This is a genomic window from Billgrantia sulfidoxydans, assembly GCF_017868775.1.
Classification (GTDB): Bacteria; Pseudomonadota; Gammaproteobacteria; order Pseudomonadales; family Halomonadaceae; genus Halomonas; species Halomonas sulfidoxydans.
In genome coordinates this window covers 2,161,890-2,175,402 of sequence record NZ_CP053381.1, presented here as the reverse complement: position 1 = coordinate 2,175,402, position 13,513 = coordinate 2,161,890, and the positions used below count along the sequence as shown (strand labels likewise).

Sequence of the window (13,513 nt, the reverse complement as noted above, 5' to 3'; positions counted from 1 at the left end):
TGACACGGGCGCGCCGCTCGGCTAGAATGCGCGCTCCCTGTTTCCTACCTGCCGCGAGGCCGCCCATGAGCGACAAGATGAACGTCGAAAGCTTCAACCTTGATCACACCAAGGTGCAAGCCCCCTACGTGCGCCTGGCCGATATCAAGACCGGGCTCAATGGCGACCGTATCCACAAGTACGACATGCGCATCTGCCAACCCAATCGCGAGCACATGGAGATGCCGGCGCTGCACTCCCTCGAGCACCTGATGGCCGAACTGTCGCGCAACCATTCGGACCGCATCGTTGATATCAGCCCGATGGGCTGCCAGACCGGCTTCTATGTCGCTCTGATCAACCACGACGACTACGACGACGTGCTGAATCTGTTGCAGAAGACGCTGGAGGACGTGCTGGTAGCCAGCGAGGTCCCGGCCTGCAACGAAGTCCAGTGCGGCTGGGCGGCCAGCCACAGCCTGGAGGGCGCCAAGCAGATCGCCCGCGGCTTCCTGGCCAAGCGCCAAGAGTGGACCCAGGTCTTCGCCGACGAGGCCTGAGCCCGGGCCACAGCCCGACGGCGCCCTGCGCCGCTCACCGGAGAATGCAAGACACGATGAAACGCATCGGCATCATCGGCGCCATGGCCCAGGAGGTGGAGCATCTCGCCTCGCTGTTGGAAGAGCGCCGCACCCGCACCCACGTCGGCTGCACCTTCCACCACGGCAGGCTGCACGGGGTCGACGTGGTGATCCTGCAATCGGGCATCGGCAAGGTGAACGCCGCCATCGGCACCACCCTGCTGCTCGACGTCTACCGGCCCGAGGCCATCATCAATACCGGCTCGGCGGGCGGCTTCGGCGAAGGGCTCGAGATCGGCGATGTGGTGGTTTCCAGCGAGGTGCGCCATCACGACGTGGACGCCGTGGTGTTCGGCTACGAGCACGGCCAGGTGCCACAGATGCCCGCCGCCTATCGGCCCGATGAGCGCCTGGTCAAGCTTGCCCGCGAGTGCGTCGAGGCGCTGGGCGAAGTCAGGGTAGTCGAGGGGTTGATCGCCACCGGTGATGTCTTCATGGCCTGTCCGGAACTGGTCAGCAAGACCCGCTCGCGCTTCCCGACCATGCTCGCGGCCGAAATGGAGGCCGCGGCCATCGCCCAGACCTGCCACCTCTACGGCTGTCCCTTCGTGGTCGTCCGCTCGCTCTCCGACATCGCCGGCGGCAGTGACAACCATCTATCGTTCGAACAGTTCCTGGAAAAGGCCGCCGTCCATTCGGCGCGCATGGTCGAGGCAATGATCGCGCGACTCGCTCCGCAGGTGGAACCCGAGCCCGCCATTGGCTGAACCCTGGCAATGGGTCGATCAAGGGGGCATGTCAGACGACAGCCTTCACGATTGGCCCCACGCATCGCCATGTCGCCATCCGAATTCGGAGAAGGGAAAAGCGGCAGCCAGCTGTAACGGATCGCCCAGGTACTGGGCAACACCGGCCTGCTCTGGCAAGGCCGACATGCAAGCATCGGCCGCTGCCCGATCCGCGACCGGCATGACGCGGGTGTGCGGTGCGTCCGTGGTGCTGTAGTAGTCTTGGAACTTGAACTGCCCCCCGGTGATGCCATCGGAGAATCGCACCCAAAGGTTGGGGATTCGGTAGCAATCCGCAAGGATGAGCCCGTGCAACGACGACGAGATGATCGAATCGCATTGGTTGAGCGCATCGATGAACGGCTCGGGCTGCTGCCTTACGTCGATCAGTCGGACGCCGGGGAGTTTCGCCATGTAGCGGACCACCGGACTGTCCTGATCCACGTAGTGGGGCACCAATCCGATGCGGAATTTTCGACCGCTGCGAGAAGGCTGGTAGAGCATAGGTACGATGAGCGCCGGATCCCCGAGCACCGACGCTGACACGTCCGCACCCTTGGCGGCCAGCAGCTGCTGGGTGAGCCGGCCTCTCAGGGCCACGAACCTGGCATGCTTCAGGGCGTCGCGCCTTGGCAGCCACTCCGGATCGATGAGCCCACTGCCCCACACCAGGCTGCGACTTCTCGCCTGGTGGATGATGCTCCCGACTCCCAGCAGGTGAACGACCGAGTTCGAGTGGACTCGGTAAACATCCTTGCCGGTGAGCTGCCGGACCAGAAAAGGCGTGATCGCGTCCCCGACATTGAGCAACTTGTCGAAATACACGACCGGGATCTTTCCCTTGGCGACGGTCAGCAAGAGCGCCAGTTCGACAAAGCTCCGAGAGACCCTACGCGCCCGCCTGGGAGTCCATTTTTTCATCCTGTGTCGGTTCTCTGCGCAAGACTGACCACCGATACCCGGCAGCGGAACCGCCAGGCACCTCAATGGCAACCTTGGTATACGAAGATCGAGCGCATCCTGCGCTCATTAACCATAGCTCACCCGGCAATGCTTGACCGGAAATTTCAACGGATGGGGCAGCCACACCGGAGGGGAGCCAGCGTCACGAGTCGCGCAGCCTCCAGGTCAGCGTCTCCCCTGCCTTCAGCGGCACGATGCGCTGGCCGTCGGCATAGGGCAGCGATGCCGGCAACGTCCACTCCTCGCGTACCAGGGTAATGGCGTCGGTGTTGCGCGGCAGGCCGTAGAAGTCCGGCCCGAAGTGGCTGGCAAAGCCCTCGAGACGGTCCAGCGCCCCGGCTTGCTCGAACGCCGTGGCATAGAGTTCGATCGCCGCCGGGGCGGTATAGGCGCCGGCGCAACCGCAGGCCGACTCCTTGTCGCCCTGGGCATGGGGAGCGCTGTCGGTGCCGAGGAAGAACTTGCCGCTGCCCGAGGTGGCGGCCGCCAGCAGCGCCTCGCGATGCCGCTCCCGCTTGAGGATCGGCAAGCAGTAGTAGTGCGGGCGGATGCCGCCGACCAGCATGTGGTTGCGGTTGAACAAAAGGTGATGGGCGGTAATCGTCGCCGCCACGTTGGCCGGAGCCCGCGCGACGAACTCGGCCGCATCGCCGGTCGTGATGTGTTCGAACACCACCTTGAGGGAGGGATGACGCTCGAGCAGCGGCTTCATCACGCGCTCGATGAAGACGGCTTCGCGATCGAAGATGTCGATCTCGGCATCGGTGACCTCGCCGTGGACCAGTAGCGGCAGCCCCAGCCTTGCCATGGCGGCGATCGCGGCGTCGCAGTGGGCCAGGTCGGTGACCCCCGAATCGGAATTGGTGGTCGCCCCGGCCGGATAGAGCTTCACCGCATGGACCCGGCCACTGGCGACGGCACGCTCGATCTCCTCGGCCGGGGTATTGTCGGTGAGGTAGAGCGTCATCAACGGCTCGAAGGCCGACCCTTCGGGCCGTGCCGCCAGGATCCGCTCGCGGTAGCGCAAGGCCTGCTCGGTGGTGGTGACCGGCGGCTTGAGGTTCGGCATGATGATCGCGCGGCCCATCTGCCGGGCAGTCGCGGGCACCACGGCCTGGAGCGCCTCTCCGTCACGCAGATGAAGATGCCAGTCGTCGGGACGAGTCAGGGTAATAGCGGTCACGGCATTTCCTGTCGGTCAGCATGAATGTCGAGACTCCGATTATACCGGGGAGAGCCGACCGAGCGTCGAGAAAGTTGCCCCGATGGCAGCAACGAACGCCGATTTACCGTATCATCGACGCCGATTTTGCCGTGAGAGACGCTGCCAATGCCCCGGGTTCGCCACTACGCCGATATCGTCGCCATTCTGGCCGGACTGATGTGGATCGTCTTCTTCTGGTCGATCAGCATCTCGGCCCGGTTGGACAGCGTAGAACCCACCCTGGCTGCCATGCTCGCCCTCGGCGCAATGATTCTGGTCAGCTTCATGCATCGCCCCTTTCGCATCCACCTGAGCCGCTACCATGTGCGCAAGCGGCGCACCGAGATGTGGATGCACATCCTCGCCCTCCCGATGGCGCTCGCCCTGCTGTTCGGGGTGCTCATCGAGACCCTGTTCGCCCCGATGAGCGGGCAGCAGAAGATGCTGCTGTTCAACGTGCTCGCCAGCGCCGGCTGGGTGGTCTACGTGATGACGCTGGTGATCAAGTTCGCACATCACCAGTGGCGTCGACGCCGGCGCCGGCGCCGCGCGTGATGACGCCTGCCGGCACAGTAACAGTCAGAAGCGATCCGCCCGAAACGGCGACATGTCCACGGTAGCAGGTTCCCCCTCCATCATTTCCGCCATCAATCGTCCCGTCACCGGCCCCATGGTGAAGCCCTGATGACCGTGACCGAAGGCGAACCACAACCCCTTGTGGCGTGGCGCCGGCCCGATCACCGGCTTCATGTCCGGCAGGCAGGGACGGGCCCCCTTCCAGGGCTCCGCTTCCAGGCGCCCACCCAAAGCGGGATAAAGCTCGCGCGCCTTGCGCTCCGCGGCATCCAACTGGCCCCGGGAGGGAGGCGCATCGATGCGGGCCAGCTCGGCCCCGGTCGTCAGGCGGATGCCCGCCCGCATCGGCGCCAGGATGTAGCCGATGTCGGCATCGGCGATCCAGTGACGCAGCCGCCGCCCCTCCGCGGCGCCATAGTGCATGTGGTAGCCGCGCTTGACGAAGGTCGGCAGCCGGTAGCCCAGCCTCCTGAGCCACTCACCGGCCCAGGGACCCAGCGCCACTACCACCTCGTCGGCCTCGTGGCTGCCGCTATCCGTCTCGACATGCCAGCCCTGGCCGGCCGGGCTGACGCGCTCGAGGGTCGCCTGCAGGAACTCGCCTCCCTGCTGCTGGAAACTGGCGGCATAGGCCGCCACCAGAGCACCGGGGTCGGCCACGCTCCACGAGTTGGTCCAGTGAATCGCCCCGGCCAGATCGGCACTCAGCCAAGGCTCGCGGCCGGCCAGCCCCTCGGCATCGAGAAAAACGTGGGTCACCCCGAAACGCCTGGCGGCATCTTCTGCCTCACGCCGGCGGCGCTCGAGCTCGGCCTGGCTGCGGTGCACTTCCAACCACCCCTCCTTGCCGATCAGGTCGGCCGCCCCCGCCGCCTCGATCATGGGGGCGTGCTCCTCGGTGGAGAGCGCGATCAGCGAAGCGTACTCGTCGGCGATGCGCTCATAATGGCGTGGCGACGAGTAGCGCCAATAGTCGAACAGCGGCCCGGCATAGGTCAGCATGCCGCTCACCCGGTAGCGAATGTCCACCCGGCGATTGGGCAGTGCGCTGAGCAGCTTGCCGACCTCGCGCGGAAACGTGTACGGGCGCACCGCCTCACGCTGGATCAGACCGCCGTTGCCGTAGGAGGTCTCCCGCCCTGGCGGACGACGATCCACCAGTAGCACCGAACGGCCGCGACGGGCCAGGTGCCAGGCGATGGAGACGCCGACCATGCCGGCACCCAGAACGACGGTTTGACGAGACATGCCACTCCTCCAGTTGGCCAGTCGCCTCCGGCGCAAGTGCCGGAACGAGCGCCCAGTCTAGCAGCGCGATACGCCCGCGGCCGCCTTGATCCCGCATTTCATGCCACGGATCAAGGCGATCTACTCGGCGTCGGCCTGCGCCTGCAGCTTGGCACGGATGAAATCGGAGTGGCTGACGTGCAGCAGCTCGGCCAGGCGCCGGATACGATGCTCCTCCAGATGATGGGACTCGCCATCGGCATAGGCCAGCGACCACATCATGCGCACCAGCTCGCAGCGCTGCGCATAGCCGTAATGCTGCTTGATGAGGCTGACGAACTGGTAGTGATCGACCGAGGTCTCGATCTCCTCGCGCGCCAGCTCCATCAGCTCCTCGACTTCGCCATCGCCGAGGCCGAAATGCCGCTTGAGCATCCGGCGCAGCGACGAGAGTTCCGCTTCGTCGGTGTGATAGTCGGCGCGCACCACCTCGCACAACAGGGCGGCGGTGGCGCGCTCGAGCGTCGGGCCACTGCTTCCCTCGCCCGCGGGTTCCGTCAGGGCCTGCTGAAAAAAGCGCTGAATGGTTGCAAGCATGGTCACCCCTTGGCCGTTTAACGCATCTGACCCGCCCGGACCGCGGGCGTTCCATGGCGACATGGCGCCGCAGACAAGACGTGCCGCGGCGCTCAGGCTTCGCCGATCCCCTTCACCACGTAGTGCTGCGCCACGCCGATGTGGTAGTCGATCGCCTCGCGACAGCGCTCGGCGTCGCCGCTGGCCAGCGCATCGAGCAGCAGCCAGTGGCTGGTCGCGATGCTGTCGGGATCGGCATGGGTCTTGCCGATCAACGCGATGCAAAGACGCAGTTCATGGGTGATGTCGTCGAATGCCTTGAGCAGGCGTCGATTGCCGGTGAAAGCAATCAGCATCCGATGGAAGACGAGATCCTCCTCGATCTTGCGGCTGTCGCTGTCGTTGAGTGCCACCTCGCACATCAACTCGACCTGACGGCGCAGCGCCTGCTCCTTGTCGGCATCATAGGCCTCGACCAGCCGTGACAGCGCATGGCGCTCCAGGCACAGGCGCAGGTCGAACACGTCGTTGAGTTCGCTGGCATCCAGCGCGCGCACGAAGAAACCACGCCGGGGCTGGGACACCAGCAGGCCACGGCTCTCGAGCAGCCGGGCCGCCTCGCGTACCGGCGCACGGCTGATGCCCAGGTCGCGAGCCAGCTGCACTTCCGACAGGCGCTCGCCGGGGGCGTAGTGCTGGCTGATGATGGCCTGGGTGAGGAAGTCGGCGACCTGCTCCACCAGATTGCGCTGCTGGATGACCATGCCGCTACCGAACGCATTGGAAGCTGTCATTCACTGGGGCTCTTGCGGGTTGACTTCGCTAGAGTATGACGCAGCCAACGTCCATGTCGACCGTCGATTGGCGACTGTCGACAGTTTTGGAAGGCGCTGCTATGGTCAAAAGGGCTGTCAGAACAGACGTGACAACAACAAGGAATCCGATAATGCGAAAGACACCCTTGGCCTTGGCCGTCGCCACACTGGCCTTCACTTCCGCTCTTGCCACCGCCGACGAGCCCAAGCGCGGCGGAGTCATCGACACCATCATCCAGCCCGAACCGCCCGGCCTGGTGCTGGGCATGGTCCAGAACGACCCCACCCGCAAGGTCGCCGGCAACATCTACGAGGGGCTGCTGAGCTACTCCACCGACCTGGAACCGCGGCCACAGCTCGCCGAGTCGTGGGACGTCAGCGACGATGGCCTGGTCTACACCTTCCATCTGCGGGACGACGTGCGATGGCACGACGGTGAGGCCTTCACCGCCGAGGACGTGGTGTTCTCGGCCGACATCTTCCATCGCGAGCTCAATCCCAGCGCCCGCGCCGTGCTGCAGCACGTCGAGAGCATCGAGGCCACCGACGACCACACCGTCGTCTTCACCCTGGCCGAGCCATTCGGCCCGTTCCTGCTCTCGTTCGAGGCCGGCACCTTCACCATGGTGCCCAAGCATATTTACGAAGGCACCGAGTTCCGCGACAACGAGGCCAACAACCATCCCATCGGTACCGGCCCGTTCAAGTTCGACGACTGGGAGCGCGGCACCGTGATCCAGCTGGTGCGCAACGACGACTACTACGAGGAGGGCCTGCCCTACCTCGACGGCGTCAACTGGCATGTGATCCCCGACGGTGCCTCTCGCGCCGTGGCCTACGAGAACGGTACCGTCGACGTGCTGCCCAACGGTACCGTGGAGAATTTCGATATCCCGCGCCTCACGGAAATGGACAACACCTGCGTCACGGAGGAGGGGCACGAGTATTTCAGCCCCTTCGCCATGCTGTGGATGAACAACCGCGAAGGCCCCACCGCCGACAAGCGCTTCCGCCAGGCGGTGATGTACGCCATGGATCGTGAGTTTGCCCGTGACGTGCTGTGGAACGGGCTCGGCCAGGTCCCGCTCTCCGCCTTCGGTTCCAACGCCAAGTTCCGCCACGACGGCCTGGAGCCCTACGACCACGACCCGGACCGGGCCCGCGAACTGCTCGACGAGATGGGCTACGACGGCGAGGAGGTACGCCTGCTGCCGCTGCCCTACGGCGAGACCTGGACACGCTGGGCCGAGGCCGTACAGCAGAATCTGCGTGAGGTGGGCATCAACGTGCGCACCCAGTCCACCGACGTGGGCGGCTGGAACCAGCGCCTGGGCGACTGGGACTACGACATGGCCTTCACCTACCTCTACCAGTACGGTGACCCGGCGCTGGGCATCACCCGTTCCTACCGTTCGGACAACATCGAGAAGGGCTCGCCGTGGAACAACGTCGAGGGCTACGAGAACGAGCGCATCGACGAGCTGTTCGACCAGGCGGCCACCGCCTATCCCGAGGAAGAGCGCGAGGCATTTTATCGCGAGGCCCAGGAGATCCTCCATGAGGACGTGCCGGTAGGCTGGCTGCTGGAGCTCGGTTTCCCGACCATCTACCGCTGCGACGTCAAGGATCTGGTCACCTCCGGCGTCGGAGTGAACGATGGCTTCCGGAACGCCTGGCTCGATCGCTGATCGCATGCAAGTGACGGGAGTGGCCCCGCGGGCCGCCCCGTCTTGAACGGCAACCAGCCGCCGAGCGAGATCGAGCCCCGCGCAACGCGGCGATTCGCTCGCCCAGGCGGTTGCGTACCCACGTACCAGAGGCTTGCTGCATGCTCTATGTCCGCTTGATCGCGATGCGGCTGCTCAAGGCCGTCGTCGTACTGTTCCTGATCGTCATCTTCAATTTCGTCCTGATCCAGCTGGCGCCGGGAGATCCCGCCGCCATCCTGGCCGGCGAAGCCGGCGCCACCGACGAGGAGTTCCTGCGCCAGCTACGCGAGCGCTTCGGCCTCGACCAGCCGCTCTACGTACAGCTATGGCACTATCTGTCGGGCATCGCCACGCTCGACTTCGGCTGGTCCTATCGCCAGGGCATGCCGGTGCTCGACCTGATCCTGGCACGCCTGCCGGCCACCCTGCTGCTGACCGGAACCGCCTTCGTACTGTCGCTGGCACTGGGTATCGTGCTCGGCTCCATGGCCGCGGCCCGGGTCAAGAAGCCTTCGGGTTCGCTGATCATGGCGCTGGCGCTGATCTTCTACGCCACCCCGCTGTTCTGGGTCGCGTTGATGGCCGTGGTGTTGTTCTCGGTCTATCTCGGCTGGCTGCCAGCCTACGGCATGTATACGGTGGGTGCCGGGCATACCGGCTTCGCCCTGGTGCTCGATGTCGCCAAGCACCTCGTCCTGCCCGCCACCACCCTGGCGCTGTTCTTCATGGCCATCTATACCCGCATGACCCGCGCCTCGATGCTCGAGGCGAGCCAGCAGGACTACGTCAAGACCGCTCGCGCCAAGGGGCTCAGCCCCCGCGTGATCCAGCGCCGCCACATTCTCAGGAATGCCCTGCTGCCGATCATCACCCTGGCCGGCCTGCAGGCGGGCCAGATGGTGGGTGGTGCCATCCTCACCGAGACGGTCTTTGCCTGGCCCGGCATCGGCCGGCTGATGTTCGAGGCGCTGCAACAGCGCGACTACAACCTGCTGCTCGGGATCTTTTTCTTCTCCGCGGCGCTGGTGATCGTGTTCAACATCATCACCGATCTGGTCTATCGCCTGGCGGACCCGCGCATCAAGGAGGCGTCATGAGCTTTTTCGCCCGCTTCGCCCAGAACCGCGGCGCCCTGGTCGGCCTCGTCATTCTGCTTGCCATCGTGCTAATGGCGATTCTCGCGCCGCTGCTCTACCCCGAGTCGCCCTGGCGCATGGTGCAGCGCCCCTTCCTTCCGCCGCTCGAGATGGAGGGCTTTCCGCTGGGCACCGATACCATGGGTCGCGACGTGACCGCCGGATTGATGCACGGCGCCTGGGTCTCGCTGTTGATCGGCCTGATCTCGACCACGGTGGCGCTGCTCATCGGCGTGCCGCTGGGCGCCGTGGCCGGCTACTACGGCGGCCTGATCGACGACGCCCTGATGCGCTTCACCGAGTTCTTCCAGACCATCCCCAACTTCGCCCTGGCCATCGTGCTGGTGGCGATCATGCAGCCGAGCGTGACCTCCATCGTGCTGGCGATCGCCATCGTCAGCTGGCCGCCGGTCGCTCGTCTGGTGCGCGCCGAATTCATGTCGCTGCGCCATCGCGAGTACGTGGAGGCAGCACGACTGGTCGGCCAGACCAACGGCACCATCATCCTCAAGCAGATCCTGCCCAATACGCTGTCGCCCATCATCGTGCTCGCCTCGCTGATGGTGGCGACGGCGATCCTGCTGGAGTCGGCGCTCTCCTTCCTGGGCCTGGGCGATCCCAACGTAATGTCGTGGGGCTACATGATCGGCGCCGCACGCACGGTGATCCGCCAGGCCTGGTGGCTGAGCTTCTTCCCCGGGGTGGCGATCCTGCTCACGGTACTGGCGCTCAACCTGGTCGGCGAGGGGCTCGACGATGCCCTGAACCCCAAGCTCGCTCGCGAACGCACATAGGAGAGGGAGCATGAACGACAATACCCCGGTACTGAGCATCCGCGGCTTGACCCTGGCCCTGCCCCAGGGAGCCGACCGCGACTACGCGGTGGAGGACGTCAGCTACGACGTGGCGCGCGGCGAGATCCTTTGCGTGGTGGGCGAATCCGGCTCCGGCAAGTCGATGGCGGCCAATGCCGTGATGGGCCTGCTGCCCAAGGGCGTACGCCCCACCGCCGGTGAAGTGCTGTTCGACGGCCAGGACCTGCTCACGCTGAGCGAGAAGCAGCACCGCCAGCTGCGCGGCCTGCGCATCGGCATGATCTTTCAGGAGCCGATGACCGCGCTCAATCCGCTGATGCGGGTCGGCGCCCAGATTGCCGAAGTCTTCGAGGCCCACGGCAAGTACAACGTTCGCGAACGCCAGGAGAAGGCCCTGGCGCTGCTGGAGGAGGTCGGTATTCCGCAGCCCGAGCGGGCCATTCGGGCCTATCCCTTCCAGCTCTCCGGCGGCCAGCGGCAGCGGGTGATGATCGCCATGGCGCTGGCCCTGGAGCCGGAGCTGCTGATCGCCGACGAGCCCACCACTGCACTCGACGTCACCACTCAGGCGCAGATCCTCGAGCTGATCCGCAACCTGCAGAAGCGGCGCGGCATGGCGGTGATGTTCATCACCCACGACTTCGGCGTGGTGGCCGAAGTCGCCACCCGTGTGTGCGTGATGCGCTATGGCCGGATCGTCGAACTCGGCATGGCCGACGAAGTGCTCGACAACCCGCGCCACGAATATACCCGGGCCCTGCTCGAGGCGATCCCCAGCAACGTGACCCCCGAAGCGAGAGGCGGCGAACGCCCCGCGCCGCTGCTGGAGGTGTGCAACCTGAACAAGACCTTCCGCTCCCGTGGCGGCCTGTTCAGGCCAGCGCGCGAGGTACGCGCACTGGACGACGTCTCCTTCACCCTGGCCCCCGGCGAGACGGTAGGTATCGTCGGCGAATCCGGCTCGGGCAAGTCGACGCTCGGGCGCTGCGTGGTGCGCCTCGAGCGGCCCGACAGCGGCACGCTCGCGCTGGCCGGCACCGATTTCTCCGCTCTCCGCGGCGACGCGCTGCGCCGCGAGCGACATCGCGTGCAGATGATCTTCCAGGACCCCTACGCCTCGCTCAATCCGCGCCACCGGGTCGGCTATGCCATTGCCCAGGGCCCCATGGCCAACGGCGTGCCACGCGCCAAGGCCATGCGCCAGGCGGAGGAACTGCTGGAGCTGGTGGGGCTTGGCGCCGTGGCCGTGGATCGCTTTCCGCACGAATTCTCCGGCGGCCAGCGCCAGCGCATCGGCATCGCCCGCGCCCTCGCGCTGAATCCGGAACTGATCGTCGCCGACGAGGCGGTGTCGGCACTCGACGTCTCGATCCAAGCCCAGGTGCTCGAACTGCTCGAAGAGCTCAAGCAGAAACTGTCGCTCTCGCTGCTGTTCATTACCCACGACCTGCGCGTCGCGGCCCAGATCTGCGACACCATCATCGTCATGCAGCAGGGTCGCATCGTCGAGCGGGGCACCGCCCAGGAGGTCTTCCTCAGCCCGCAAGAGGCCTATACGAAGCAGCTTCTCGACGCCATTCCCGGTCGTGCGCACGAAGCGGCCATGGCCTGAAGTCCAGGCTCGAAGGCCCAAGCTCGCAGAACAAGCTCGAAGAACAAGGAAAGCAAAGGATACCGAATGCAAGCACTGCTGAAGGATATCGCTGCCGTCGTCGGCCCAGGCAACGTACTCACCGGTAACGACGTGACCCAGCGCCAGGTCGACTGGATGAGCGGCGCGAGCTGTCGCGCCGGCGCCATCATACGCCCCGGCACCACTGCCGAGCTGGCCGCGGTGATGCGCCTGTGCCATGCCGCCCGTCAACCCGTAGTGACCCACGGCGGGCTCACCGGCCTGGTCCATGGCGGCGAGGCGGCACCCGACGAGCTGGTGATTTCGCTCGAGCGAATGAACGCCATCGAGTCGATCGACCCGGTCGGCGGCACCCTGACCGTGCTGGCCGGCACGCCGCTGCAGCGGGTGCAGGAAGCCGCCGCCGAGCATGGCCTGCAGTTCGCGCTCGATCTCGGCGCGCGGGGCTCCTGTACCATCGGCGGTAACATCGCCACCAACGCCGGCGGCGTGAGGGTGATTCGCTACGGCATGATGCGCCAGCAGGTCCTCGGTCTCGAGGCGGTACTCGCCGACGGCACCGTGGTCAGCTCGATGAATCGCATGCTCAAGAACAATGCCGGCTACGATCTCAAGCAGCTGTTCATCGGCAGCGAAGGCACGCTGGGTATCGTCACACGTGCCGTGCTCCGCCTGCACCCCAGGATGGCCAGCGAGCGCACTGCCCTGGTGGCCTGTCCCGACTTCGATGGGGTAGCCGGGCTGCTGGCCCATCTGGGGCGTGAACTCGGCGGCAGCCTCGGCACCTTCGAGGTGATGTGGCGCAACCACTATGCCCTGCTCACCGAGGAGAGCGGCCGCAATACGCCTCCCTTGCCGCCCCGCTGGCCCTACTACGCCATCGTGGAGTCGCTGGGCAGCGACGACTCGGCAAATACGGCACAGCTCAGCGCCGCCCTGGAGTCGGCTCTCGAGGCCGGCCTGATCGAGGATGCCGTGCTGGCTCAGTCCGATGCCCAGCGCCAGGGCATCTGGAATATACGGGAGGACATCGAGGGGCTGATCCAGCATCTGGCCCCCCTCTTCACCTTCGACGTCAGCCTGCCCATCCCCGACATGCCAGGCTATGCCGCGGAGCTCGAGCGCGCCGTGCAGCAGCGCTGGCCGCAGGGGCGCATCGTGGTCTTCGGTCACCTGGGCGATGGCAACCTGCACGTCACGGTCAGCGTCGGCGATGGCGAACCGGCAACCCGCCGTGCCGTGGAGCAGATCGTCTATGCCCCCCTGGCCGAACTGGGCGGCTCGGTTTCCGCCGAGCATGGCATCGGCCTGGAGAAGCGCGACTACCTGGCGCTGTCGCGCACGCCCGAGGAGATCGCCCTGATGCATACCCTCAAGCGTGCGCTGGATCCGCTGAAGCTGCTCAACCGCGACAAGGTCCTGGCTGCCGAGGAGTGAATCGTGCGGTTCGGCCCAGGCCGCTGACGCCCTGCCGGGCGTCGACTTGAGCCAGCGACCGCCTCCTGCGACGA

General features: G+C 65.8%; 13 protein-coding genes. 8 read left to right on the top strand and 5 right to left on the bottom strand.

Annotated elements, in window-relative coordinates:
- Nucleotides 1-65 precede the first annotated feature (65 nt).
- A complete protein-coding gene (locus HNO51_RS10090) occupies nt 66-539 on the top strand; it encodes an S-ribosylhomocysteine lyase (RefSeq protein WP_197450861.1) in 474 nt (157 codons plus the stop codon).
- 56 nt (nt 540-595) lie between these two features.
- On the top strand, nt 596-1,327 hold the full coding sequence (gene mtnN, locus HNO51_RS10085) for a 5'-methylthioadenosine/S-adenosylhomocysteine nucleosidase (RefSeq protein WP_197450860.1): 732 nt from the start codon (nt 596-598) through the stop codon (nt 1,325-1,327).
- A 45-nt stretch (nt 1,328-1,372) separates the two neighbouring features.
- Here the strand turns inward: mtnN and HNO51_RS10080 are convergent, their stop codons facing one another.
- Together HNO51_RS10080 and pyrC are read right to left on the bottom strand one after the other, a co-directional pair.
- The gene (locus HNO51_RS10080; protein WP_209539122.1) at nt 1,373-2,206 is read right to left on the bottom strand and encodes a polysaccharide pyruvyl transferase family protein; all 834 of its coding nucleotides are present in this window, start codon (nt 2,204-2,206) and stop codon (nt 1,373-1,375) included.
- A 247-nt stretch (nt 2,207-2,453) separates the two neighbouring features.
- Nucleotides 2,454-3,494: a dihydroorotase gene (pyrC, locus tag HNO51_RS10075; RefSeq protein ID WP_209539121.1), complete on the bottom strand. Its 1,041-nt coding sequence runs from the start codon at nt 3,492-3,494 to the stop codon at nt 2,454-2,456.
- Between the two features lie 147 nt (nt 3,495-3,641).
- On the opposite strand from pyrC, the gene HNO51_RS10070 reads away from it, so the two are divergent.
- The gene (locus tag HNO51_RS10070) at nt 3,642-4,070 is read left to right on the top strand and encodes a hypothetical protein (protein WP_197450857.1); all 429 of its coding nucleotides are present in this window, start codon (nt 3,642-3,644) and stop codon (nt 4,068-4,070) included.
- Between the two features lie 24 nt (nt 4,071-4,094).
- Here HNO51_RS10070 and HNO51_RS10065 read toward each other — a convergent pair whose 3' ends face one another.
- The 3 genes from HNO51_RS10065 to HNO51_RS10055 all read right to left on the bottom strand — a co-directional run bounded on the left by HNO51_RS10065 (nt 4,095) and on the right by HNO51_RS10055 (nt 6,688).
- Nucleotides 4,095-5,339: an NAD(P)/FAD-dependent oxidoreductase gene (locus HNO51_RS10065; RefSeq protein ID WP_209539120.1), complete on the bottom strand. Its 1,245-nt coding sequence runs from the start codon at nt 5,337-5,339 to the stop codon at nt 4,095-4,097.
- Between the two features lie 120 nt (nt 5,340-5,459).
- Nucleotides 5,460-5,915, bottom strand: a complete 456-nt coding sequence (locus HNO51_RS10060; RefSeq protein WP_197450855.1) for a tellurite resistance TerB family protein — start codon at nt 5,913-5,915, stop codon at nt 5,460-5,462.
- Between the two features lie 92 nt (nt 5,916-6,007).
- Nucleotides 6,008-6,688 carry a GntR family transcriptional regulator gene (locus HNO51_RS10055; protein ID WP_209539119.1) on the bottom strand — a complete coding sequence of 227 codons (681 nt, stop codon included), beginning with the start codon at nt 6,686-6,688 and terminating at the stop codon, nt 6,008-6,010.
- Nucleotides 6,689-6,840: 152 nt separating this feature from the next.
- On the opposite strand from HNO51_RS10055, the gene HNO51_RS10050 reads away from it, so the two are divergent.
- From HNO51_RS10050 to HNO51_RS10030, 5 genes are all read left to right on the top strand, one after another.
- Nucleotides 6,841-8,397, top strand: a complete 1,557-nt coding sequence (locus HNO51_RS10050) for an ABC transporter substrate-binding protein (protein ID WP_209539118.1) — start codon at nt 6,841-6,843, stop codon at nt 8,395-8,397.
- A gap of 140 nt (nt 8,398-8,537) precedes the next feature.
- Nucleotides 8,538-9,515, top strand: coding sequence for an ABC transporter permease (locus tag HNO51_RS10045; RefSeq protein WP_209539117.1), 978 nt, complete (start codon nt 8,538-8,540; stop codon nt 9,513-9,515).
- The gene (locus HNO51_RS10040) at nt 9,512-10,348 is read left to right on the top strand and encodes an ABC transporter permease (RefSeq protein WP_209539116.1); all 837 of its coding nucleotides are present in this window, start codon (nt 9,512-9,514) and stop codon (nt 10,346-10,348) included. Before HNO51_RS10045 ends, HNO51_RS10040 begins: the two co-directional genes overlap by 4 nt.
- Nucleotides 10,349-10,358: 10 nt before the next feature.
- On the top strand, nt 10,359-11,981 hold the full coding sequence (locus tag HNO51_RS10035; RefSeq protein ID WP_209539115.1) for an ABC transporter ATP-binding protein: 1,623 nt from the start codon (nt 10,359-10,361) through the stop codon (nt 11,979-11,981).
- Between the two features lie 66 nt (nt 11,982-12,047).
- A complete protein-coding gene (locus HNO51_RS10030) occupies nt 12,048-13,439 on the top strand; it encodes an FAD-binding oxidoreductase (protein ID WP_209539114.1) in 1,392 nt (463 codons plus the stop codon).
- The last annotated feature ends 74 nt before the right edge of the window (nt 13,440-13,513 follow it).

Bases quoted from the DNA above. Each gene is read 5' to 3' on its own strand.
- mtnN (WP_197450860.1), top strand. From the start codon at position 596: ATGAAACGCATCGGCATCATCGGCGCCATGGCCCAGGAGGTGGAGCAT.
- HNO51_RS10040 (WP_209539116.1), top strand. From the start codon at position 9,512: ATGAGCTTTTTCGCCCGCTTCGCCCAGAACCGCGGCGCCCTGGTCGGC.
- HNO51_RS10065 (WP_209539120.1), bottom strand. From the start codon at position 5,339: ATGTCTCGTCAAACCGTCGTTCTGGGTGCCGGCATGGTCGGCGTCTCC.
- HNO51_RS10030 (WP_209539114.1), top strand. From the start codon at position 12,048: ATGCAAGCACTGCTGAAGGATATCGCTGCCGTCGTCGGCCCAGGCAAC.
- HNO51_RS10060 (WP_197450855.1), bottom strand. From the start codon at position 5,915: ATGCTTGCAACCATTCAGCGCTTTTTTCAGCAGGCCCTGACGGAACCC.
- HNO51_RS10050 (WP_209539118.1), top strand. From the start codon at position 6,841: ATGCGAAAGACACCCTTGGCCTTGGCCGTCGCCACACTGGCCTTCACT.
- HNO51_RS10045 (WP_209539117.1), top strand. From the start codon at position 8,538: ATGCTCTATGTCCGCTTGATCGCGATGCGGCTGCTCAAGGCCGTCGTC.
- HNO51_RS10070 (WP_197450857.1), top strand. From the start codon at position 3,642: ATGCCCCGGGTTCGCCACTACGCCGATATCGTCGCCATTCTGGCCGGA.
- HNO51_RS10090 (WP_197450861.1), top strand. From the start codon at position 66: ATGAGCGACAAGATGAACGTCGAAAGCTTCAACCTTGATCACACCAAG.
- HNO51_RS10035 (WP_209539115.1), top strand. From the start codon at position 10,359: ATGAACGACAATACCCCGGTACTGAGCATCCGCGGCTTGACCCTGGCC.
- HNO51_RS10055 (WP_209539119.1), bottom strand. From the start codon at position 6,688: ATGACAGCTTCCAATGCGTTCGGTAGCGGCATGGTCATCCAGCAGCGC.